The sequence below is a fragment of the Frankia sp. BMG5.23 genome, from assembly GCF_000685765.2.
Classification (GTDB): Bacteria; Actinomycetota; Actinomycetes; order Frankiales; family Frankiaceae; genus Frankia; species Frankia casuarinae.
In genome coordinates this window covers 148,302-169,449 of the sequence record NZ_JDWE01000001.1, presented here as the reverse complement: position 1 = coordinate 169,449, position 21,148 = coordinate 148,302, and the positions used below count along the sequence as shown (strand labels likewise).

The window sequence follows — 21,148 nt, the reverse complement described above, 5'->3', positions numbered from 1 at the left end:
TTCATGGCACCTTCCATTCCGCGTTGACCGAGGCCGCGGACCCAGACCGACGCCGCGGCACGAGCCCGCCCGCCGTCCTGGAGTGACGGGCCGCGCGCAACGGCGAAAAAGTCTACCTACTACCAGAACCGGGTTACCAGAACTGGGCTACCAGAATCGGGCACCGAGCGGCGGCACGGACTCCATCGTAGAGGTCACCGGCACCTATCGGCGGTTCCAGCGTGACCGACATCGCCATGGATGACATCTTCCTATACCACAGCGCCGTCCAACGTGCCTGATCCGGACCCACGCGCCCGGCAGAACAGCGGACCGACCACGACGGACCATGTCCGGAGGGCCGCACATCGGTGCCGAGACTCCGGATCGGGACCACTAAGCAGTCCGGGCAAGCGTAGCGTGGTCGTCGTGAGCGACGAGCCTGTCGACCCCTTCGCGGGCGACCCCGAGGATCCGGCTGCCGAGCTCGCGCGCCTCGACTCCGTTGACGACCTCGACCTGCTCGAACCGCTGTCCTTGCACGAGCGGGAGGAAGTCCTCGCCGAGCTGGGGGACCTCGACGTCTTCCGCACGCTGCTCGAGCCGCGCGGCTACCGCGGCCTTGTCGTCGACTGCGAGGGCTGCGCCGAGCCCCACTTCTTCGACTGGGACCTGCTGGTCGGCAACCTGCGCAACCTTCTCAACGAGGGGCGGACGAGAGTCCACGAGCCGGCGTTCGCGCCGAACCCGTCGTGCTACGTCAGCTGGGAGTACGCTCGCGGCTTCGCCGACGGGATCTACGAGGCGTCCGCCGCCTCGGAGGCGGACTCGCGCTGAGGCGGCCCCGCGTCGCCGCCTGGCCGGACACCCGGCCGGGTAGATCCCGCGTGCCGGGGATGACCCCGGCCGGGGTGGATGCCGCGCGCCGGCAGAGCGCGGCCGGCGGTGGCCACGCTAATTCCCGCTCAGGCCGTGTGACCGGCCGACCACCGGGGTAGGCGTTCGACCGTCAACAGAAGTTCCGCCGGACCTGCGGATCCGGCGCGGTCGGTCGGCCATGACGGAACACGGCGCCGGCCGGGAGTCCCGCGGCCGACTCGGACCCTGATCCGCCTGAGATCCCTGGACATCCAGGGACTTCCCGACCGTGTAACGGCCGGGCGGAACGACCCGTGACGCAGGCTCACCCGGGTGAAATTTCAAGATCATCCAAAGGGTGGCCCAGTACTACGGTGAAGCGGCGGCGCTTGCCGCTCAGGTCGAAAGGGGGCTCAGACCGATGACCGACGTCCGACGACTTCCAGGCCCCGGCGCGGAAAAGTGGGAATGGCAGCTGCACGGGGCGTGCCGTGGTGAGAGCACGGAGCTCTTCTTCCACCCGGAGGGCGAACGGGGGCCGGCCAGAGCCGCCCGTGAGGCCGCGGCCAAGGCGGTCTGCGCCCGCTGCCCGGTCATCCGCGACTGCGGTGAGTACGCGCTGACCGCCCGGGAGCCCTATGGCGTATGGGGCGGGCTGAGCGAGTCCGAACGGGATGCGATCCTCACCGGCCGCTCCCGGCGGGGGGCCGCGAGACGCACCCCGGCCCGCCCCGGACTCGCACCGGCCTGCTGAAGGAGGGCCGCCGGGTGCCGATAGGCGGACGGGTCGGGATATCCGGTCCTGGTCTCCTGGATCACCCACGACGGGTGAGTGACCCGGCAGCGACCCAACGCGCCGACGGCCCAACGCGCCGGAGCCCGGTCGATCCTCTGGGACCGACCGGGCTCCGGACGTACCGGGGCCCGGGGGCCGGGCCGCACCCGGCGGGGCCCCACGACGCCAATCCGGTCAGAAACCCGGGCCCTGCGGGTGGCTGTGCCCGTGGCCGTGGCCGTGGCCGTCCTGGGGAGCGGGCTCCGCCGGCTTCTCGACGACCAGGCCCTCGGTGGTGATGAGCAGAGCCGCGATCGAGGCGGCGTTCGCCACCGCCGACCGGGTGACCTTGACCGGGTCGATGACGCCGGCCGCGATCAGATCGGTGTACTCGCCGGTGGCCGCGTTGTACCCACGACCCGGCTCGAGCTCCTTGACCTTGGAGACGATGACCGCGCCCTCCAGACCAGCGTTGCGCGCGATCCACGACAGCGGGGCGTCGAGCGCGCGGCGCACGATCCGCACCCCGGCGAGCTCGTCCCCGGTGCGACCGAGCCCGTCATCGAGCACGGACGCCACGTGGGTGAGCGCGGAACCGCCGCCGGCGATGATGCCCTCCTCGATGGCCGCGCGGGTAGCCGACACGGCGTCCTCGAGGCGGTGCTTCCTCTCCTTGAGCTCCACCTCGGTGGCGGCGCCGACGCGGATGACCGCGACCCCACCGGCGAGCTTGGCCAACCGCTCCTGCAGCTTCTCGCGGTCCCAGTCGGAGTCGCTGACCTCGATCTCCTGCTTGAGCTGACGCACCCGATCGGCGATCGAGGAGGCCTCGCCAACCCCGTCAACGATGGTGGTGTTGTCCTTGTCCACCACGACCCGCCGGGCCCGGCCCAGGTCGGCCAACGTCACCGCGTCGAGGGAAAGACCGACCTCCGAGGCCACCACCTGGCCGCCGGTGAGCACGGCGATATCCTGCAGCAGTGCCTTGCGGCGGTCCCCAAACCCGGGAGCCTTGACCGCGACGACCTGGAAGGTCTTGCGGATCGAGTTCACCACCAGGGTGGACAGGGCCTCGCCCTCGACCTCCTCGGCGATGATCAGTAGCGGCTTGCGCTCCTGGACGACCTGCTCCAGCACGGGCAGGATCTCGTTCAGCGCCGAGATCTTGCCCGGGTAGAGCAGGACGTAGGCGTCCTCGAGCACGGCCTCCTGGGCCTCGGCGTCCGTGACGAAGTACGGCGAGATGTAGCCCTTGTCGAACTGCATGCCCTCGGTCAGTTCAAGGTCCAGCCCGAGGGTCTGGCTCTCCTCGACCGTGATGACGCCGTCCTTGCCGATCTTGTCGATCGCCTCGGCGATCAGTTCCCCGACCTGCGGGTCCTGAGCGGAGATGGCGGCGACCTGGGCGATGGTCTCCTTCGAGTTGACCTCGATGGCCTGCTTCAGCAGTGCCGCGGAGACGGCCTCGACGGCGGCCTCGATGCCCAGCTTCAGCGTCAGTGGGGCGGCCCCCGCGGTCACCTGCTTGAGACCGAAGCGCACCATCTCCTGGGCTAGCACGGTCGCCGTCGTGGTGCCGTCGCCAGCCACGTCGTTGGTCTTGGTGGCGACTTCCTTCGCGAGCTGGGCGCCCAGGTTCTCGTAGGGGTCCTCCAGCTCGATCTCGCGCGCGATCGTCACCCCGTCATTGGTGATCGTCGCGGCGCCGTAGTGCTTGTCGATGACGACATTGCGACCACGCGGGCCGATCGTCACCTTGACCGCGTTGGCCAGGGCGTTCACCCCGTGCTCGAGCGCGCGGCGGGCGTCCTCGTTGAACGTCAGAATCTTCGGCATACCTGGTTGTCCTCCCGACACCGAATACCGGTGAAAAACAGCAGGAGCGCGCCCCGCCGGCGAGCCCGGCGGAAACCGGGCGGCCGCCAGCGGGACGCGCCCCTTGGTGCTACCGGCGAGCGACCTACTTCTCGATGATCGCGAGGACGTCGCGAGCGGAGAGCACGAGGTACTCCTCGCCCGAGTACTTGACCTCGGTGCCGCCGTACTTGCTGTAAAGCACCACGTCGCCGACCTTGACGTCGAGCGGGACGCGCTTGCCGTCCTCGAACCGACCCGGGCCGACCGCGAGAACGATGCCCTCCTGGGGCTTCTCCTTCGCCGTGTCCGGAATCACGATCCCGGACGCGGTGGTCTGCTCCGCGTCGGAGGGCTGCACGACGATGCGGTCCTCGAGCGGCTTGATAGCAACCTTGGTGGCGGTCGTCACGATCGACCTCCCCCTTCCTGCGCTGGATGAGAGAGCGACCCTGGCGGCCTGCCGTCGCGGGTGAACAGGCGCCTGTTGTCGCTGGCACTCTCACGTGCCGAGTGCCAACTTAGCACCCGCGCCGCAGACGTCAACCAAGACGGTCGGATCTGTCAAGACGGCGGGAATTCGGGTCGTCCCGAGCCGGCCTGGCCAAGGCCCGGCTCTCCTTCGCGACGGCCCGTTCCCGCCGGTCGGCGCCCGGCGCCACGAGGCCCCATGAGCACATGAGCACATGAGCACCCGGGGACATGGGGGGCACCATGAGGACATGATCTGGATGTGGGAGGCCAAGGCGGCGCCCGGCCGGGCGAGCGGCCTGCGGGACTGGGCGATCGATGCGCTCGCGGGGCGGGACGGCGAGGTCTACGTCAGCAGCCAACGGGGCGAGGATCTCGTCGTCATCATGCTACGGACGCCGCCCGATGCGGGCATGTCCGTACAGACCACCGGGGACACCCGCTGTCCGCTGCCGAAGCCACCGGCCGAGCTGGCGAACGGCGATCCGCATACCTGGCAGTTCGAGCAGGTACACCCGCCGCACTGATCGGCCGCGTCCGGCACTGCCGCGTCCGGGCCGTGTCCGGCACCCGGCCAGGGCCGGATCACCCGGAGGCCGAACCACCCATCGGAAAGGGACCGCCAAGCGGAACAGGACTACCCGTCGGACGGGGCCGACTGACCGGGGCACGTCCCGTCCGGTGCGCACGCCATCCCAATGTCCCGCGCGTCGATCTCCCGCCTGGCGGCGTCGCAGGCGGCCGCTCCGTGCGTGGGGTCCACGGCAAGCATGTGGGCAGCGACACGCCGCAACAGATCGATGAAGGTCGCCCGTTCCGCCGCAGTCAGCGGGGAGAGCACGTGCTGATCGACGAGAAGCCGATCCTCCTGGCTGGCCCGGTACAACTGGACCCCGTGCTCCGTCGCGGTGATGATCCGGGCCCGCCGGTCCGCGGGATCGGGGTGCCGCTCAACCAGGCCGGCCCGCTCCAGATCATCGACCAGGCGGACCATCACCGTCCGGTCGATGCCGAACCGACGGGCCACCTCGATCTGGTTGCGCGCCTCACCCTCGACCGCGGCACCGAGAACGTGCAGCCCACGCAGCCCGCCGGGCACCCGGCCGACGGCGGCGGCCGAAGCGGCCGCATAGCCGTACCGCACCTGCCCCAATAGCCAGCCGAGGTCCTTCCCCGGGCCGTCGGGGAGGCTCTCCAGCCCCGGGGGAAGCCCGGCGGCCACCGCCGCGTCGCTCACCCTCACAAGGTACAGGCCCACAGAGGAATAATCTACCGCGATATAAGTGCTTAAGTAGACAATCTACTGTTAAGATGTTCCATGAATCCGATCTTCCCGTCAAAGAAGATCGATCATATTGATGATCGAATAATGATGGAGGGTTCCCCCGATGCCGCACCTGCTGCACGTCGACTCGAGCCTCGCCACCGAGAGCTCGACGTCCCGATCGATCGCCACCATCTTCGCCGAGGCCTGGCGCGAGGCGCACCCAGACGGGATCATCACCTATCGTGATCTGTCTGTCACCCCTCCTCCGCACCTGGACTGGGCGACCGTGTCGGCGAGGTTCACCCCGCCCGAGCAGCTCTCGGCGGAGCAAGCCGAGGCGGTCAAGAAAGGAGAGGAGCTGATCGCCGAGGTGGAGGCGGCAGACGAGTACCTGCTGTCGGTACCGATGTACAACTACGCGGTGCCGTCGACGTTCAAGGCGTGGATCGACCAGATCATCGTCATGGGACGCACGGTGCGGCAGGCTCCGGACGACAGCGCCCTCACCGGCAAGAAGGTGACGGTGGTCACCGCCCAGGGCGGGTCCTACGGGCCAGGCACACCCAAGGAGGGCTGGGATCACCAGCAGCCCTACGTGGCACACATCCTGGCGGCACTCGGCGCCACGGACATCGAGTTCATCCGCGTCGAGATGACGCTCGCCCCGGTGAATCCGGCGCTGGCCGAGTTCATCGACCTGTTCCAGCGCTCCAAGGCGGAGGCGGCGGCCGCGGCTCGGCTACGCGCCTCCGTCTGAGCCGTCCGCCCCACCCGTCGCGCGCCCGGCCGTAGACAGGCCGGGACGCCGGCGGGATACGAGGAGAGGACGGCTGGCCGGGCTGTACCGCCTGGTGACGGTGGGGTCAGACGGGTGTCAGGGCTCGACCCGAGAGGTGATGAGCAACGTCGCCTCGACGCGGTCGAGCAGCTCCGCGTAACCAACGGTGTCGATCTTCCGGACCCGCATCACGTAGGCATCTCCACCGGAAGGCTGGTAGTAACCGCGGCGCAGCCCAATGTCGACAAAGCCAAGCCGGCTGTAGAGAGCACGGGCCGCCTGGTTGTCGGTGCGGACCTCCAGCCCACAGTTGCGGGCACCGGCCCGCCGGGCGTCGCGCAGCAAGGCGATCATCAGACGGGCGCCCACCCCCCGCCCGCGCATCCGGGGCACGACGCCGATCGTCTGGATGTAGGCGCCGTCCTCGGCGAGCGCCAGCCCCGCATAACCGACGATCGCGGACGTGTCGTGCGTCGGGACGCCCTGTGGACGCCACAGCGCCGTCAGGTACCGCCGCTGCTCGCCCTGCGCGAGTTCGGACCAGAACAGCTCGGCCGTCCACGGATCGATGTCGAATACCGTCTGCTCCAGCTCGGCGACCATCGCCACGTGCCACCAGCGCATCGGAGCCAGGAGCAGATCCGGCCCATCCGGACCGGCGGGGTGTGGTCGCGGCTGCGTCAAACCGTGACCGGCTTCGGTGTGTGCGGTTCGGCCGCGTCCGGCCGCCGCAGGTAGAGCGGGACGAGGGGCTGGGGAGCACGCCCGGCCAGCACGTCGGCCCCGGCGAGACCGACGAGCAGCTCTGGCCGGGGATAGCCGTCGTCCGGCTGACCTGCGCCGGGCGCGGGCACCTCCCCGGCGGTGGCACCGGCCGTGGTACCGGCGAGTTCGGCGAAGATCTCCGGGTAGAGCACCGTTCCCGGGCCGACGACGCGGTCGACACCGAGGCCGCGCAGGAACCGGACGACGTCGGCCGGACGGCCAACGGCCGGATCGCCGACCCGCACCCCGTCGCGGTAACAGGCCCAGAAGACCTCGCGCCGACGGGCATCCGTCACGACGGCGACGGAGCCGCCGGTGGCGGCACCGATGGCATCCAGCGAGCACACCCCGTGCACCGGCACGCCTAGTGCGTCGGCGAAGGCGGCGGCGGTCACCATCCCGACCCGCAAACTGGTGAACGGCCCGGGACCGGCGCCCACGACCACGGCGTCGAGATCGGTAGGGCGGGCACCCCCCTCGGCGAGCACCGCGCGCATCGACGGCGCCAGCAGCTCCCCGTGGCGGCGGGCGTCGACGGTGACCATGACCGCTCGCGGCCACACGTGCACCCCGGGCGCGGCGCGCTCACCACCCGTCCCACTCACCGGCCGCGCGGGGTCGGACGACGTCAGCTCGGCGAGCGCAACCGAGCACGCTGCCGTGGATGTGTCAAGAGCCATCACCAGCACTCGTCCAGACTACGGATCGCCTCGCCGACCACGGCGGGCACCCACCCCACCACCACGATGCCACCGATGTCACGCCGCGCGCGGCGGGTCGATGCGGGGAGTCTCAACTCACCGGCGCACGTGCGCGCAGCCGTTCGATCCAGCTGGCCCCGGACGGGACGAGGCGGACTATCCGAGTCTCCCCGACCTCGTCGGCACGTGGCCGGGAGATCACGATCTCCAGATGATCCTGCGTGAGACGTTCCGCGAGACCGGCACCCCACTCGACCACGGTGACCGAGGTGTCGACGTCGGCGTCGAGGTCGAGATCGTCGACCTCGACGACCCCACCGAGCCGGTAGGCGTCCACGTGCACGAGGGGAATCCGCCCGTCCGGGTAGATCCGGGCAAGCACGAACGTCGGCGAGGTGACCGTTTCCCGCACGCCCAGCCCGGCCGCGATCCCCTGGGCCAGAACCGTCTTGCCCGCGCCGAGCGGGCCGGAGAGCACGAGCAGGTCCCCGGGCCGCAGCAGGGTAGCCAACCAGGCCCCGAACTCCCGCATGCGCTCCGCCGTGGACACCTCGACCGTGTTCATGCGCCTTCCGTCGTCGCCTCGCTCCGGGGCCCGCGTGGGGAGACGGAGAATGTCTCGGACCGCGCCGACCGACCGGTCCGTCCCGACCCCGACCGACCGGTCCGTCCCGACCGACCTGTCTGTGCCGGCGCCGACCGACCTGTCTGTGCCGGCGCCGACCGGCCTGTCTGTGCCGACCCCGACCGCGGGCGCGGCATGGCGCGTGGCGCCGTCGCCTGCCGCGCAATCTCCCGGATTGCGGCGTTCACCACGTCCGGGCGTTCCAGCATGATGGCGTGCCCGGCGCCCTCCTCGACGATGAGCTCCGCCCGGGGCAACGCCTCCGCCAGGGTACGGCTGTGGGCGAGCGGGGTCATCAGGTCAACGTCCCCGACGATGAGCACGGTCGGGATCTCCGCCAGTCGCTCGGCCGCCGCGAGCCGATCGTGGTCGAGCAGGGTGGGCAGGAACGCCGCGATGACCGGGATCGGGGTGTCCGCGACCATGGTCTCCAGGAAGGAGACCACCGACGGCGGCAGTTCGGTCGATCCGAACCCGATGCGCCGCGTCAGCTCCCACGACAGGTCGCTGCCCCGCCGCCGGGCACGTTCGAGCAGGCTCGGCGCGTGCCGCATACCAACCGCGAAACCCGGCAGAACGCGGCGGACCACCCCGGTCACCGACGCCGGCAGCCCGAAGGTCAGCCGGGCCAGCTCACCGGCGCTGGTGGCGAGCAGGGCCACCCCGACGATGCGGTCATCGAACAGTTCCGGGTGGGTGTCGGCCAGGCCCAGCACCGTCATGCCGCCCATCGAATGGCCCACCAGGATAATCGGCCCCCGGGGGACCCGCTCGGTGATCACCCGGAAGAGGTCGTCGGCGAGTGCGTCGATAGTGCAGTTCTTGACCTCGGACGGCCCGGAACGCCCATGCGCCCGCTGATCGTAGAAGACCATCCGGCCGAGGTCTGTCAGCGCCCGCTGCTGCAGGATCCAGGAATCGGCCGTGACGCAGAACCCGTGGACGAACACCAGCGTCACCGGGGCGTCCGACGGGCCGGTCTCCTCGATATACAGCGGAACACCGTCCCCCGCGATCACGGTGGTGACCCAGCCCCCGATCGGCCCCATCCGCGCGTCGGACGCGAGATCGGCCGTCTCACGCCGACGGCGGATCATCCGCCGCTCGGCGACCAGGCCCGCCGCGACGGCGGCGGCACCAACCACCCCGAGCGATCCCGTGGCCCGAGCCGTGCGGGAACCCGCGATCGCACCCACGGTCTTCGCCATCGGCGCCACCTCTCCTCGGTGCCTCTTCTGCACCGATGATGCACCCGGCCACGCCGGCCGACGGGCCCCCCGGCCGGGACGTGGGGGGCGTCGGCCGGGACCTGGGGACGTCGGATGCGCGGCCGGGGAAGATCACCGGTCCTGTGCGCGGATCCCGTGCTCAGGCGAAGCCCGGCATCGGGAAGGCTGCGGTCAGCTCGGTGACCTGCTCCCGGACCCGGGTGATGGTCGCGGTGTCGCCGACCACGGCGGCCTTGACGACATCGTCGATCCAGCCGGCGAGCACCGGCATGTGACCGACCCCCAGACCGCGGGTGGTGATGGCGGCGGTTCCCAGCCGGATACCGGACGGGTCGAAGGGCCTGCGCTGGTCGAAGGGCACCGCGTTGTAGTTCAGCTCGATCCCGGCCTGGTCGAGCGCCCGGGCCGCGGGCTTGCCACCGATGTCCCTGCTGGTCAGGTCGATCAGGATCAGATGGTTGTCGGTACCGCCGGTGACCAGGTCGAAGCCCCGCTCCACCAGGGCCTCGGCCAGCGCGCGGGCGTTCGCCACGACCGCGTGCGCGTAGTCGCGGAACGCGGGTGCCGCCGCCTCGCGCAGTGCGACGGCGATCGCCGCGGTGGTGTGGTTGTGCGGCCCGCCCTGCAGGCCCGGGAACACCGCCTTGTCGATCGCGGTGGCGTGCTCGGCGTCGGAGAGGAGCATCGCCCCACGCGGGCCGCGCAACGTCTTGTGCGTGGTGGTGGAGATCACCGGGGCGTGCCCCACCGGCGAGGGGTGTGCCCCACCCGCGATCAGCCCGGCGATGTGCGCGATGTCCGCGACGAGCACCGCCCCGACCTCCCGCGCGATCGCGGCGAACCCCGGGAAGTCGATCGTCCGAGGGATCGCCGTACCGCCGCAGAAAATAATCCTGGGACGCTCGGCCAGAGCGAGGTCGCGCACCTCGTCCAGGTCGATGCGGCCGGTGTCGGCGCGCACGCCGTACCGGACACTGCGGAACCACGTGCCGGTCGCGGAGACGCTCCAGCCGTGGGTCAGATGGCCGCCCATCGGCAGCGACAGGCCCATCACGGTGTCCCCCGGCTCGGCGAAGGCCAGATAGACGGCGAGGTTCGCCGGGGAACCCGAGTACGGCTGGACGTTGGCGTGCTCGACCCCGAACAGCGCCTTGGCACGGTCGACCGCAAGCGTCTCGATCGGATCGATGACCTGCTGGCCCTCGTAGTAACGCCGACCGACGTAGCCCTCGGAGTACTTGTTGGTCAGCACGGAGCCGGACGCCTCCAGCACCGCGGTAGAGACGTAGTTCTCCGACGCGATCAGCCTGATCGACGAGAACTGGCGCGTGGCTTCGGCCTCGACGAGACCGGCGAGTTCGGGATCGGCGACGGCGAGGTGGGGAATCGGTGGTTGATGCACCTTGACCTCCGGCAGGTCTGATCCGGCCGGGGGTGCCCAGGCGCGCGGCACCGTTCCGCTCGATCGCTCCCCGGTGGTCAGTTCCACCTCGATGCGCCAGTCACGACTCCGGGCCGAGTCTAGGGGATGAGCCCCGCCCCACAGCACCGGATCCACGCCGGTGCGACGCGTCGCGACGGCACCGGGCGTCGCGAAGACGACAAATGTCGTGAAGACGACAAGCCGGGCGCAGGCCACAGCACCGACGTCCACCGGACCGGGTGGGAGCGGGCCGACTACCGTGGAAGTGCCGCCCCGGCTGGATCGGCTGGATCGGCTGGATCGAGAAGCCGGGAGCGGACGGATCCAGTGGGATCAGATCGATCAGCGAGTGTGGACCGGAGGCGGAGATCGTGCGGCTGAGGTGGCACAGGAGCAAGGACATCCCGGCGAGCGCAGGCCGTCGTCTGACGGGCCCGGAGCGCGCCGCCGCACTAGGGGTGCCGGACGACACCGAGCCGGCCGAGGGCCCCGGCGCCGCGGCTCCGGCTCCGGTGCCGGCCGGGCCGGTGATGCTGACACTGACCACCCGCTCCCGCCTCGAGGAGGCCGAGCGCGAGGCCGCCGTCTCCCGTCCCGTGCGTCGGCGGATGGAGCGCGGCTCGCTCGGCGGCCACGTGTCGCCCACCGGCGGTCACGGTTCCGGCGGTGCCTGCGGCCCCGGCGGCTGCGGCTGAGCCCGCATCCCGCATCCCGCATCCCGCATCTTCGACTCGTCCGGCGCCGCCCGGCGGGCCGTCAGACGTAGCGGCGGGGGACCCGAGCCCCGACCCGGCTGACGATCTCATAGTTGATGGTGCCCAGCGCCGCGGCCCAGTCGTCCGCGGTCGGTTCGCCGCGGTCGCCGGGGCCGAAGAGCAGCACCTCGTCGCCGGCCGCCACCTGGTCGTCACCCACGTCGAGGACGAACTGATCCATGCAGACCGTGCCGGCGATGCGTCGGCGCCGCCCGCCGAACAGCACCTCCGCGGTGTTCGTCGCGGACCTGGGGATGCCGTCGGCGTAGCCCAGCGGCACCACGGCGAGCGTCGTCTCGCGTGTTGTCGTGTACCGGTGCGCGTAGGAGACGCCGGTTCCCGCCGGTACCCGCTTGGTCAACGCGGCGTGCGTCGTCAGCGTCATCGCGGGGCGCAGGCCAAAGGCCGCCGGCGGCCCGATCTCCGGACCCGGGGACAGTCCGTAAACGGACACTCCCGGTCGAACCAGGTCGAAATGCGCCTCCGGGCTGACCAGGGTAGCCGCCGAGTTCGCCAGATGCCGCACGGACGGGTGTAGCCCCGCCTTCGTGGCGATGTCGATCGCATCCCGGAAACGCCCGATCTGACCCTGCACCGTGGGATGCCCGGGGGCGTCGGCGAACGCGAAGTGGCTCCACACACCGATCACCTCGATCACGCCCTCGGCCTCGAGTGCCGCCCCGGCGTCGCACAGCGCCGGCCAGTCGGCCTCCGTGGCTCCCGCCCGGCCGAGGCCCGTGTCCGCCTTGAGGTGCACCCGGGCGGTACGGCCGGTCCGCCGGGCCGCGGCGGCGGCCTCCTCGAGCGCCCAGCCCGCGGACGCGGACAGGTCGACATCCGCGGCGATGGCGGCGGCGAACGATTCACCGGGCGCCGCGAGCCAGGACAGCACCGGGACGGTGAACCCGGCCGCGCGCAGGGCGAGCGCCTCCTCAAGGAACGCCGTGCCGAGCCAGGTGGCCCCGCCCTCCAGGGCCGCCCGTGCGCACGGGATCATGCCGTGGCCGTAGCCGTCAGCCTTGACGACCGCCATGGTGGCGGCGTCGCCTGCCCGGGCGACGAGGGCGGTCACCGACGTGCGGACCGCGTCGAGATCGATGACGGCACAGGAACGAAGATCATTCCCGGCCGGAGAACCGGCTCGCTGTTCGGTCACGCCGTCACGCTACTCCGCGTGGCATCCGTCGCCGGTCAAGCAGGTCGCCGATGACCTGGGGCAGGAGGGCGGGCAGATCATTCGCTGCCAGCGGCGCCGGGGCCCGCTCGGCGGCCCGGCCGTGCAGATAGGCGCCGACCGCCCCGGCCGTCGCGGGGGCGAGCCCGGCGGCGAGCAGCGAGCCGATCAGGCCGGTCAGCACGTCACCGGTCCCGGCGGTCCCCAGCCATGCCGATCCGGTCGTGTTGACCAGCGCCGATCCATCCGGCCGCACGACGAGTGTGCGGGCGCCCTTGAGCAGGATCACCGCTCCCGTCGCCGCCGCGGCCCGCCGGAGAACAGCGAGCCGATCGTCGGCGAGTTCGGCGACGGTGGCCTGCGCGTCCCGGCCAAGGGCGACCGAGACGAACCGCTGGAACTCGCCCTCATGCGGTGTGATCAGCACCGGCGCCGCCCGCTCGGCGACGGCGGGCCGCGCCGCGATGATCTCGGCAAGCGGGTCGAGGCCCCCCGCGTCGACCAGGACCGGAAGGTCCGTCGCCAGCAACGCCGTCAGCAGGGTACGGACCGCGGGTCCCGGCGCCAGGCCTGGGCCGATCGCCCAGGCCTGGACCCGGCCGGCGGCCAGCATCGTGTCGGCGTCACCGGCCTCGATGACGGTCACGACGGCCTCGGGATGCGCCATCCGCACGAAATCGCCGGCCCTGCTCACGACCGCGCCGACGGCCTCGCCCGCGACCTTCTCGGCGTGCCCCGCGGTCACTACCCGCAGGTACCCGGCGCCACCACGCAGCGCGCCGCCGACCGCGAGCACCGCGGCGCCCGGATAGGCGTCGCTGCCGGCGACGAGGCCGAGGACCCCGCGACTGTACTTGGACGCCGTCGGGCTGGGAACGGGCAATGCCGCGGCGACGTCGGCGTCGTCGAGAGCGCACAGGTCGGGTTCAGGCAGGTCCAGTCCGATGTCGACCAGCTCGACGGGGCCGGTGTGGGCGGCACCGGGCATGAGCCACAGGCCGCGTTTGCGGGTACCGAAGGTGACGGTACTGCTCGCCCGGACCGCCGGCCCCGCGACGGCCCCGGTGTCCGCGTCCACCCCGCTGGGGACGTCGACCGCCACCGTCCGTTCGGGGGGTGCCAGAACGGCGAGCCGGGCGTACGGCTCGCGCAGCCCGCCCCGGCCCCCGATGCCGAGCAACCCGTCCAGCACCAGATCGGCGGCGGCGAACAGGATACGCAGCCGCTCATCGTCGATCGGCTGCCCCGCACCCGCCGGACCGCCCGCGCCCACCACCGGACCCGGATGGTGCAGTCGGCCACCGGCCGCAAGCAGGGCTGCGGTGCCTTCCGGGTGGGTGCGGCCGGGTGCCACCGCATCAATCCGCGCCCCTCGGGCGGCCAGCCGCGCTCCGGCCCAGAGGGCGTCACCACCGTTGTCGCCACCGCCGGCGAGCACGACGACGCGGGCACCGTAGACCCGCCCGAGGCGTCGTGCGGCGTGCGCGACGAGCCCGTGCACCGCCCGCTGCATCAGAGCGCCGGGGGGCAGCGAGGCGAGCAGCGGCGCCTCGGCACCTCGAACCTGTTCGACCGTATGGGCATTGCGCATGCCGACATGCTGCCCCGCTCCGATCCGCGGGCGCCCGACAGGCCGGCACGGACCCACCGGACCCACCGGACCCGACCGTGCTCAGGTCTCGGCGACGACCATCGCCACGGCCACGCCGCCGTCGTGGGTGAGCGAGAGGTGCCAGGACGCGATGCCGAGCCGGGCCGCCGCGGCGGCCACCGTGCCGATGATCCGTAACGACGGTCGCCCCCCGGTACCGAGAACAACCTCGGTGTCGTGCCACTCGAGACCGGGGGGTGCGCCGAGAACCTTGGCGACCGCCTCCTTCGCCGCAAACCGGGCAGCCAACCGCTCAGGCCGGGCGAGGCCGCGTTCGGTCGCGGTGAACAGCCTCATCGCGATGCCCGGCGTGCGCGCCAGCGTCGCGGCGAACCGGTCGACATCCACCACGTCCACTCCGACGCCCACCACCGCCACCCGGAAAGGTTCCCACAAACGCGGTGTTGCGCCGCCGTCGGCACCGGGGTGGCCGGTGAGGTCCCCGCCAGCCGGTTCACGCCCATCTCGCCGAGGGCGCCCGCGCCCCGCTGATCAACGCTTCGTCGATCAGTGCGTCGCAGCCCGCCCTGGGGCCGATCCGCCGTTGCCGTCGTCCTTAGCTGTCGCCATCGGGAGCGGTGCGGCCCTTGTCCGCGCCGGTGCCCGTGGCGGCACCCTCCGGTCTCATCGGGGGCTCGACGTCGTCCCCGGCGAGGATCCGGTAGAGACCACGGCGGGTCTCGGCGAGCAGGGACCGCGCCGCGGCGATCTGCGCTTCGTCTCCGGCCTGGGCCACCTGGACGATGGCCGCACCGACGGCGAACGCCAGCGTTCGCAAACTGGTGAGATCGTCATCGACCGCCGCCGCAGCAGTCTCCCACGGCTTGCGCTCCCCTGCGCGTGCCTCGACGTGCGCCCGCCCGGCGTCGGTGAGATGGAAGACTCGCTTGCCCTCCGCCTCCTCCGCGCGCACGAGACCCTCGTCGGCCAGCAGTGACAGGACCGGGTAGACCGACCCCGGGCTCGGCCGCCAGATGCCACCGCTGCGCTCCGCAAGCTCGCGGATCATCTGGTAGCCGTGCATGGGCTCCTCGGCCAGCAGCGCGAGCAGCGCCTCCCGGACGTCGCCCCGCCCCACCTTCGGCCCACGGCCGCCGAAGCTGCCGGGGCCACCGAAGCCGGGGCCGCCGAAGCCCGGACCGAACCCCGGACCGGGAAAGCCGCCGAACGGCCAGCCCGGTCCGCCCCGGCGGCCTCTCGGCCCGCCTCCCGCGTGCCCACCGTGCTCACGATGCCCACCGTGCTCACGATGCCCACCGTGGCCGCCACGGCCGACGCGACCGGCCCGACCGCTCTCGGGGTGGTCCTGCTCGCCGGCCACCGCCTCCGACCGGCCACCACACTGCCCCCAAGCGCTCATCGCCTCGAAGAAGTCCCGCAGCCGGGACGGGCCGAACCCGGCCTCGCATCCCCAGTGGCCCCATGGGCCCGGCATCACCTGTGAAACCATGATCATTCCCTTCGAATCGGCGCGACCGGAGCAATCCGCTCACGCTCCATCACGTAGGCTCACGATATATCGCGATGCAATCGATGACAAGACCTACTCGGCTAGGCATCCCCGAACCGCGCGAATTCCGTAGGATTGAGCAGTGATCATTTCGGGGTCCGGGGAGAACGGGCACGGCGGAGACGCCGTCACCCCGCTCGAGGCAGCCTTCGAGGAACGCGCCTGCGCACAGCACGCCGGCACCGACGTCTTCATGGAAGGGGTGAATCTGGCTCTTCTCGGTCGAGTCGAACAACTCCGTATCCGCCCCACCAACGCATCCGGCACGGTGGACGACGACGGTTCGTACGAGGTCCGCCTGGAGGCGGCCGACGACGGGCCACGGACGGGCTGTACCTGCACCGAGGGATCCACCGGCTCGTTCTGCCGGCACGCGGTCGCGGTCGCCCTCGTGGCCACCGGCTCGGCGGGGCTCGCCGAGGACGACGAGGGGGAGGACGGCACGATCCTCGGCGAGGAGACCCTCTTCACCGACGACCCGGTCCACGCCGCGATGCGCGTCTTCCTCAGCCGCGCCCCTCGCGCCGAACTTGTCGAGACCCTGCTCGACGCCGCCGACGACAACGACGCCGTCGCCGATGCGCTGTGGGAGGCGACGGTCGCCTGGCACGGCCGTCAGCACGGAGCGACGCCGTCCACCTGACCGGCAGGCCCCTGACCCGCAGGCCCGAGCCCCCGCAGCCCGATGCCAGGGGCCCCACACTGCGCCGAAGGCGCCGTCGACTACCCCAGGAAGCTCGCCGAAGGCGAGCTGACAGAAACCCCGAACGGCGCCCGATGCCAGGGGCCCCCACACTGCGCCGAAGGCGCCGTGTGGGGAAGGCGCCGTGTGGGGAAGGGCTTACTCGACTGTCACCGACTTCGCCAGGTTACGCGGCTGATCGACATCGAGGCCGCGCGCAAGCGCCAGCTCGCACGCGAAGACCTGCAGCGGTAGCGTCGTGACCAGGGGCGCGAACAGCGACGCGGTCGCGGGCACGCGGATGAGATGATCGGCGAACGGTTCGACGGCGGTGTCGCTCTCTTCCGCGATCACGATCGTGCGGGCGCCACGCGCCCGGACCTCCTGGATGTTGGAAACGATCTTTCCGTGCAGGTTGGCACGACCCCGCGGGGACGGCACAACGACGAACACCGGCAGGCCGGGCTCGATGAGCGCGATCGGCCCGTGCTTGAGCTCCCCCGCCGGGAACCCCTCGGCGTGCATGTAGGCGAGTTCCTTGAGCTTGAGGGCCCCTTCCAGGGCCACCGGGTACCCCACATGACGACCGAGGAATAGCACCGCCTTCGCGTCGGCCAGGGCGCGGGCGAGCTCCCGCACCGGCTCGACCGTTCCCAGCGTCCGTTCGATCAGCTCGGGCATGCGCTGGAGCCGCTCGACGTACGCGGCGACCTCGTCGCCGTAGAGCACGCCGCGCACCTGGGCCAAGAACAGGCCGACGAGAAGGCACGCGGCGACCTGCCCGAGGAAGGTCTTGGTGGACGCGACCCCCACCTCCGGGCCGCAGCGGGTGTACAGCACCGCATCGGACTCCCGAGGGATCGTAGAACCGTTGGTGTTGCAGATGGCCAGCACCCGCGCCTTCTGCTCGCGCGCGTGTTTGACCGCCATCAGCGTGTCCAGCGTCTCGCCGCTCTGGCTGATCGCGATGACGAGGGTGGACCGGTCGAGCACCGGGTCGCGGTAGCGAAACTCCGAAGCCATCTCGACCTCGCAGGGCAGCCTGGTCCAGTGCTCGATTGCGTACTTCGCGATGAGGCCGGCGTGGTAGGCGGTGCCGCAGGCGACGATGAAGACCTTGTCCACGTCCCGGAAATCCTGGCCAGACAGCCGCTCCTCGTCGAGCACGATCGCACCGTCGGCGGAAAGCCGACCGCGCAGCGTGTCTGCCAGGGCGGTCGGCTGCTCGCTGATCTCCTTGAGCATGAAGTACGGGTAGCCGCCCTTCTCGGCGGCGCTGGCATCCCAGTCGACGTGGTAGCGCCGACCCTCGATGATCTGGCCGCCGAAGTCGGTCACCGTCGCACCGTCCCGGCGGGCCTCGACCACCTGATCCTGCCCGATCTCCAGCGCCTCCCGGGTGTGGGCGATGAAGGCCGAGACGTCGCTGGCGAGGAAGGTCTCCCCCTGACCGAGCCCCACGACCAGCGGGCTGTTACGCCGGGCCCCGACAACCACCTCCGGGAAGTCGCGGTGCAGCACGACCAGGGTGAACGCGCCTTCCAGCCGCCGGCAGACCCGTCGCAGCGCGACGGTCAGCGGATGCGCGCCCCCGTCGTACCCGCGGTCGGCACCAGCACCAGCACCGGTGCCGGTGCCGGTGCCGGTGCCGGTGCCGGCAAGCTCGACTTCGAGGAGATGGGCGACGACCTCCGTGTCGGTCTCACTGGCGAGCTCGTGGCCGACCGTCTCCAGCTCGACCCGCAACGCGGCGAAGTTCTCGATGATCCCGTTGTGGATGACGGCGATGGCGCCGGTGCAGTCGGTGTGCGGATGGGCATTCGCGTCGGTTGGTCCACCATGCGTGGCCCACCGGGTATGCCCCATGCCTGTGGTGCCGGGCATCGGCCTGGAATCCGGATTCTCGGCGAGCAGCTTCTCGAGGTTGGACAGCTTGCCGGCACGACGCGCCGTCCGCAGTGCCCCGGCGCCGACCACGGCGACACCCGACGAGTCGTAACCGCGGTACTCCAACCGCCGCAGACCGTTCAACGCGACATCCAGGGCCGCCTGGTCGCCGACGTAACCGATGATCCCGCACATGCGGCTCAGCGTACGCAGGTTCCCGGGGGTGAGAGCGTACCGGGGGAGGCTCGGGGCAAGGTGTCCGCTTGTGGCCGCGGCGGGACCGGTCAGCGGCGGGATCGGTCAGCGGCGGGATCGGTCAGCGCGCCGGCGGCAACGCGGTGCGCACGACGGCGGCGAGCCGCTGTGCGACCGCCCGCGCGGCGGCGTCGGTGCCCGCCTCGACCATCACCCGCACGAGGGGTTCGGTGCCGGACGACCGCAGCAGCACCCGACCCTCGTCACCGAGTTCCGCCTTGGCCAGGGCGACGGCCCGCAGCAGTTCCTCATTGGTGTCCACCTGTGTCCGGTCGACGCCACGCACGTTCACCAACACCTGGGGCAGCCGGGTCATCGCCTTGGTGAGCTCGCCGAGCGGTTGTCCGGTCTCGGCGACCCGGCCCAGGATCCGCAACGCCGTCAACAACCCATCGCCGGTCGTCGCGTGGTCCAGGAACACCACGTGCCCGCTCTGCTCACCGCCGAGCACGTAGCCTCCGGCGCGCATCGTCTCCAGCACGTACCGATCTCCGACGGGTGTAGTGACGACGGTGATACCGGCCTCCCGCATCGCGTGGTGAAAGCCCAGATTCGACATCACGGTGACCACCACCGTGTCGTCGACCAGCTCACCCCGCTCGGCCAGCGCCAGAGCACACATCGCCAGGATCTGGTCGCCGTCGACGACCTCACCGGTCGCGTCCACGGCGAGGCAACGGTCCGCGTCGCCGTCATGGGCGATGCCGACGTCGGCGCCGTGCGCCACGACCGCGGCACGCAGGCTGTCGAGATGGGTGGCACCGCTGCCGTCGTTGATCGCTATCCCGTCGCCGTCGGCGTGCAGCGCGACGACGTCGGCTCCGGCCGCCCGCAGCACCCGAGGGGCCAAGGTGGAGGCGGCGCCCTGGGCACAGTCGACGACGACCCGCAGGCCGTCGAGCGGCACCGGCAGCGTGGCCAGCAGATGCGCCGCATACCGGTCGAGGAGAACCGGTTCGTCGCGGACCCGACCGACGTCGGCGCCGACGGGACGGCGGCTGGGAGGTAGGGCCATCCGCCGCTCGATGGCATCCTCGACCTCGTCGGGCAGTTTGAGGCCGCCGGCGGCGAACAGCTTGATGCCGTTGTCCGGCATCGGGTTATGGCTGGCGGAGAGCATGACGCCGAACATCGCGCCGCTGGCCGCGACGGCGTGAGCCACCGCGGGCGTGGGTGCCACCCCGATCCGGGCCACGTCGGCACCGGAGGCCGCGAGCCCGGCGACCACCGCGGCCTCCAGGAACTCCCCGGAGGGCCGCGTGTCCCGGCCGACGACCACTACCGGCTTACCGCGGCCGGAGGGCCCGCTGGTCCGGTTCGGCCCAGCGAGGACCTCGACCGCCGCGGAAGCCAGCGACAACGCCTGCTCCGCGGTCAGATCGATGTTGGCGACACCTCGGACGCCGTCGGTGCCAAAGAGCCTCACCATTGAGGTCTCCCTCGTCGAAGATCGTGGCGGAGACCGAGGGGGGCACCGGTGGCACCGATCCCCTCCGGGAGCACGCCTCCGGGGGCACGCCCGCGAAGGGGATCCAAGGTCAGCGCTTGCTGTACTGCGGAGCCTTGCGGGCCTTCTTGAGCCCGTACTTCTTACGCTCCTTGACCCGAGCGTCACGGGTCAGGAAGCCGGCCTTCTTCAGGGTAGGCCGGGACTCCTCCTCCGCCAGCGTCAACGCGCGGGCGAGGGCGAGCCGCAGCGCACCGGCCTGCCCGGAGACGCCGCCGCCGTGCAGCCGGGCGACGATGTCGTACGACTCCATCCGATCCAGTGCCTTGAGCGGCTCGTTGACGAGCTGCTGGTGCACCTTGTTCGGGAAATACTGCTCAAGCGTGCGCCCGTTGAGCGTCCACTGCCCGGTCCCCGGGAGCAGACGCACCCGGACGACCGCCTCCTTGCGCCGCCCGGTGGCGCGGGGATTGCCCTGTACGTCGGTCACGACAGCCACGTCGCGTTCCTTCCTCGGTTGATGCGTGGTTCCCGGGGCCGATACCGCCGGGCGGGAAGAGCCCGCCCGGCGACCGGCTCAGGAGGTCCGCGGCTACTGCGCGACCTGGATGATCTCGAACGGGGTGGGCTGCTGCGCCTGGTGCGGGTGAGTCGGACCCGCATAGACCTTCAGCTTGGTCCCCTGGGCTCGGCCGAGCTTGTTCTTCGGCAGCATGCCCTTGATCGCCTTCTCGACGATGATCTGCGGACGGGTGTCGAGCAGCTCCCCGTAGGAGGTGCTGCGCAGACCGCCCGGGAAGCCGGAGTGCCGGTGGTACTGGGCCTGCTCCCGCTTGTTCCCGCTCAGGGCGACCTTACCCGCGTTGATCACGACGACGAAGTCGCCGGTGTCGATATGCGGAGCGAAGTACGGCTTGTGCTTTCCACGCAGGAGCGTGGCGGCCTGGGTCGCCAGCCGACCGAGCACCACGTCGGTGGCATCGATGACGTGCCACACACGCTGGACATCCGCGGGCTTGGGCTGGTACGTGCGCACAGGTCTGCCTTCTCGTTCGGACGATC

22 protein-coding genes and 1 riboswitch are annotated in these 21,148 nt (G+C 71.3%); of the genes, 6 read left to right on the top strand and 16 right to left on the bottom strand.

Annotated features, from left to right (window positions below):
• Window positions 1-399 precede the first annotated feature (399 nt).
• Together BMG523DRAFT_RS00870 and BMG523DRAFT_RS00865 are read left to right on the top strand one after the other, a co-directional pair.
• The gene (locus BMG523DRAFT_RS00870) at window positions 400-816 is read left to right on the top strand and encodes a DUF5319 domain-containing protein (RefSeq protein WP_023839779.1); all 417 of its coding nucleotides are present in this window, start codon (window positions 400-402) and stop codon (window positions 814-816) included.
• Between the two features lie 442 nt (window positions 817-1,258).
• Entirely contained in the window at window positions 1,259-1,591 is a 333-nt protein-coding gene (locus BMG523DRAFT_RS00865) for a WhiB family transcriptional regulator (RefSeq protein ID WP_011435087.1), read from the top strand.
• Between the two features lie 216 nt (window positions 1,592-1,807).
• On the opposite strand, the gene groL is transcribed toward BMG523DRAFT_RS00865, so the two are convergent.
• Both groL and groES read right to left on the bottom strand, forming a co-directional pair.
• Window positions 1,808-3,448, bottom strand: coding sequence for a chaperonin GroEL (gene groL, locus BMG523DRAFT_RS00860; protein ID WP_011435086.1), 1,641 nt, complete (start codon window positions 3,446-3,448; stop codon window positions 1,808-1,810).
• A gap of 124 nt (window positions 3,449-3,572) precedes the next feature.
• The gene (gene groES, locus BMG523DRAFT_RS00855) at window positions 3,573-3,881 is read right to left on the bottom strand and encodes a co-chaperone GroES (protein WP_035729604.1); all 309 of its coding nucleotides are present in this window, start codon (window positions 3,879-3,881) and stop codon (window positions 3,573-3,575) included.
• Window positions 3,882-4,188: 307 nt separating this feature from the next.
• On the opposite strand from groES, the gene BMG523DRAFT_RS00850 reads away from it, so the two are divergent.
• The gene (locus BMG523DRAFT_RS00850; protein ID WP_011435084.1) at window positions 4,189-4,464 is read left to right on the top strand and encodes a hypothetical protein; all 276 of its coding nucleotides are present in this window, start codon (window positions 4,189-4,191) and stop codon (window positions 4,462-4,464) included.
• A gap of 110 nt (window positions 4,465-4,574) precedes the next feature.
• On the opposite strand, the gene BMG523DRAFT_RS00845 is transcribed toward BMG523DRAFT_RS00850, so the two are convergent.
• Window positions 4,575-5,174 (bottom strand): MarR family winged helix-turn-helix transcriptional regulator, encoded by a 600-nt coding sequence (locus tag BMG523DRAFT_RS00845; protein WP_035940864.1) that lies wholly within the window; start codon window positions 5,172-5,174, stop codon window positions 4,575-4,577.
• A 151-nt stretch (window positions 5,175-5,325) separates the two neighbouring features.
• On the opposite strand from BMG523DRAFT_RS00845, the gene BMG523DRAFT_RS00840 reads away from it, so the two are divergent.
• Window positions 5,326-5,961 carry an FMN-dependent NADH-azoreductase gene (locus BMG523DRAFT_RS00840; RefSeq protein WP_011435082.1) on the top strand — a complete coding sequence of 212 codons (636 nt, stop codon included), beginning with the start codon at window positions 5,326-5,328 and terminating at the stop codon, window positions 5,959-5,961.
• A gap of 117 nt (window positions 5,962-6,078) precedes the next feature.
• Here BMG523DRAFT_RS00840 and rimI read toward each other — a convergent pair whose 3' ends face one another.
• From rimI to glyA, 5 genes are all read right to left on the bottom strand, one after another.
• Window positions 6,079-6,606, bottom strand: coding sequence for a ribosomal protein S18-alanine N-acetyltransferase (gene rimI / locus BMG523DRAFT_RS00835; protein WP_023839783.1), 528 nt, complete (start codon window positions 6,604-6,606; stop codon window positions 6,079-6,081).
• Between the two features lie 56 nt (window positions 6,607-6,662).
• A complete protein-coding gene (tsaB, locus tag BMG523DRAFT_RS00830; RefSeq protein WP_035729597.1) occupies window positions 6,663-7,436 on the bottom strand; it encodes a tRNA (adenosine(37)-N6)-threonylcarbamoyltransferase complex dimerization subunit type 1 TsaB in 774 nt (257 codons plus the stop codon).
• Window positions 7,437-7,539: 103 nt separating this feature from the next.
• Entirely contained in the window at window positions 7,540-8,013 is a 474-nt protein-coding gene (tsaE, locus tag BMG523DRAFT_RS00825; protein WP_011435079.1) for a tRNA (adenosine(37)-N6)-threonylcarbamoyltransferase complex ATPase subunit type 1 TsaE, read from the bottom strand.
• Window positions 8,010-9,281, bottom strand: coding sequence for an alpha/beta fold hydrolase (locus BMG523DRAFT_RS00820; RefSeq protein WP_011435078.1), 1,272 nt, complete (start codon window positions 9,279-9,281; stop codon window positions 8,010-8,012). The genes tsaE and BMG523DRAFT_RS00820 overlap by 4 nt, the downstream gene beginning before the upstream one ends.
• Before the next feature lie 160 nt (window positions 9,282-9,441).
• Window positions 9,442-10,704, bottom strand: a complete 1,263-nt coding sequence (glyA, locus tag BMG523DRAFT_RS00815; RefSeq protein ID WP_011435077.1) for a serine hydroxymethyltransferase — start codon at window positions 10,702-10,704, stop codon at window positions 9,442-9,444.
• 27 nt (window positions 10,705-10,731) lie between these two features.
• A riboswitch (ZMP/ZTP riboswitch) is annotated at window positions 10,732-10,818 on the bottom strand.
• Between the two features lie 278 nt (window positions 10,819-11,096).
• On the opposite strand from glyA, the gene BMG523DRAFT_RS00810 reads away from it, so the two are divergent.
• The gene (locus BMG523DRAFT_RS00810; protein WP_011435076.1) at window positions 11,097-11,420 is read left to right on the top strand and encodes a hypothetical protein; all 324 of its coding nucleotides are present in this window, start codon (window positions 11,097-11,099) and stop codon (window positions 11,418-11,420) included.
• A gap of 61 nt (window positions 11,421-11,481) precedes the next feature.
• Here BMG523DRAFT_RS00810 and alr read toward each other — a convergent pair whose 3' ends face one another.
• From alr to BMG523DRAFT_RS00790, 4 genes are all read right to left on the bottom strand, one after another.
• Window positions 11,482-12,636, bottom strand: a complete 1,155-nt coding sequence (gene alr / locus BMG523DRAFT_RS00805; protein WP_011435075.1) for an alanine racemase — start codon at window positions 12,634-12,636, stop codon at window positions 11,482-11,484.
• A gap of 4 nt (window positions 12,637-12,640) precedes the next feature.
• A complete protein-coding gene (locus BMG523DRAFT_RS00800) occupies window positions 12,641-14,245 on the bottom strand; it encodes an NAD(P)H-hydrate dehydratase (protein ID WP_011435074.1) in 1,605 nt (534 codons plus the stop codon).
• Between the two features lie 81 nt (window positions 14,246-14,326).
• Window positions 14,327-14,683, bottom strand: a complete 357-nt coding sequence (locus tag BMG523DRAFT_RS00795; protein ID WP_011435073.1) for a holo-ACP synthase — start codon at window positions 14,681-14,683, stop codon at window positions 14,327-14,329.
• A gap of 178 nt (window positions 14,684-14,861) precedes the next feature.
• Window positions 14,862-15,755 carry a PadR family transcriptional regulator gene (locus BMG523DRAFT_RS00790; RefSeq protein ID WP_368671081.1) on the bottom strand — a complete coding sequence of 298 codons (894 nt, stop codon included), beginning with the start codon at window positions 15,753-15,755 and terminating at the stop codon, window positions 14,862-14,864.
• Window positions 15,756-15,897: 142 nt separating this feature from the next.
• Here BMG523DRAFT_RS00790 and BMG523DRAFT_RS00785 point away from each other — a divergent pair, with 142 nt between their 5' ends.
• Window positions 15,898-16,458 (top strand): SWIM zinc finger domain-containing protein, encoded by a 561-nt coding sequence (locus BMG523DRAFT_RS00785; protein WP_011435071.1) that lies wholly within the window; start codon window positions 15,898-15,900, stop codon window positions 16,456-16,458.
• Between the two features lie 198 nt (window positions 16,459-16,656).
• Here BMG523DRAFT_RS00785 and glmS read toward each other — a convergent pair whose 3' ends face one another.
• The 4 genes from glmS to rplM form a co-directional block, all read right to left on the bottom strand.
• The gene (gene glmS / locus BMG523DRAFT_RS00780) at window positions 16,657-18,579 is read right to left on the bottom strand and encodes a glutamine--fructose-6-phosphate transaminase (isomerizing) (protein WP_043590091.1); all 1,923 of its coding nucleotides are present in this window, start codon (window positions 18,577-18,579) and stop codon (window positions 16,657-16,659) included.
• A gap of 121 nt (window positions 18,580-18,700) precedes the next feature.
• Entirely contained in the window at window positions 18,701-20,068 is a 1,368-nt protein-coding gene (gene glmM, locus BMG523DRAFT_RS00775) for a phosphoglucosamine mutase (RefSeq protein WP_011435069.1), read from the bottom strand.
• 109 nt (window positions 20,069-20,177) lie between these two features.
• A complete protein-coding gene (rpsI, locus tag BMG523DRAFT_RS00770) occupies window positions 20,178-20,585 on the bottom strand; it encodes a 30S ribosomal protein S9 (protein ID WP_011435068.1) in 408 nt (135 codons plus the stop codon).
• Between the two features lie 93 nt (window positions 20,586-20,678).
• Window positions 20,679-21,122, bottom strand: coding sequence for a 50S ribosomal protein L13 (gene rplM, locus BMG523DRAFT_RS00765; RefSeq protein WP_011435067.1), 444 nt, complete (start codon window positions 21,120-21,122; stop codon window positions 20,679-20,681).
• Window positions 21,123-21,148 lie beyond the last annotated feature (26 nt).

Excerpts from the sequence above, each read along its gene's own strand:
- BMG523DRAFT_RS00865 (WP_011435087.1), top strand. The coding sequence starts at position 1,259 with ATGACCGACGTCCGACGACTTCCAGGCCCCGGCGCGGAAAAGTGGGAA.
- groL (WP_011435086.1), bottom strand. The coding sequence starts at position 3,448 with ATGCCGAAGATTCTGACGTTCAACGAGGACGCCCGCCGCGCGCTCGAG.
- BMG523DRAFT_RS00850 (WP_011435084.1), top strand. The coding sequence starts at position 4,189 with ATGATCTGGATGTGGGAGGCCAAGGCGGCGCCCGGCCGGGCGAGCGGC.
- BMG523DRAFT_RS00840 (WP_011435082.1), top strand. The coding sequence starts at position 5,326 with ATGCCGCACCTGCTGCACGTCGACTCGAGCCTCGCCACCGAGAGCTCG.
- rimI (WP_023839783.1), bottom strand. The coding sequence starts at position 6,606 with ATGCGCTGGTGGCACGTGGCGATGGTCGCCGAGCTGGAGCAGACGGTA.
- tsaE (WP_011435079.1), bottom strand. The coding sequence starts at position 8,013 with ATGAACACGGTCGAGGTGTCCACGGCGGAGCGCATGCGGGAGTTCGGG.
- BMG523DRAFT_RS00820 (WP_011435078.1), bottom strand. The coding sequence starts at position 9,281 with ATGGCGAAGACCGTGGGTGCGATCGCGGGTTCCCGCACGGCTCGGGCC.
- BMG523DRAFT_RS00800 (WP_011435074.1), bottom strand. The coding sequence starts at position 14,245 with ATGCGCAATGCCCATACGGTCGAACAGGTTCGAGGTGCCGAGGCGCCG.
- BMG523DRAFT_RS00790 (WP_368671081.1), bottom strand. The coding sequence starts at position 15,755 with ATGGTTTCACAGGTGATGCCGGGCCCATGGGGCCACTGGGGATGCGAG.
- glmS (WP_043590091.1), bottom strand. The coding sequence starts at position 18,579 with ATGTGCGGGATCATCGGTTACGTCGGCGACCAGGCGGCCCTGGATGTC.
- glmM (WP_011435069.1), bottom strand. The coding sequence starts at position 20,068 with ATGGTGAGGCTCTTTGGCACCGACGGCGTCCGAGGTGTCGCCAACATC.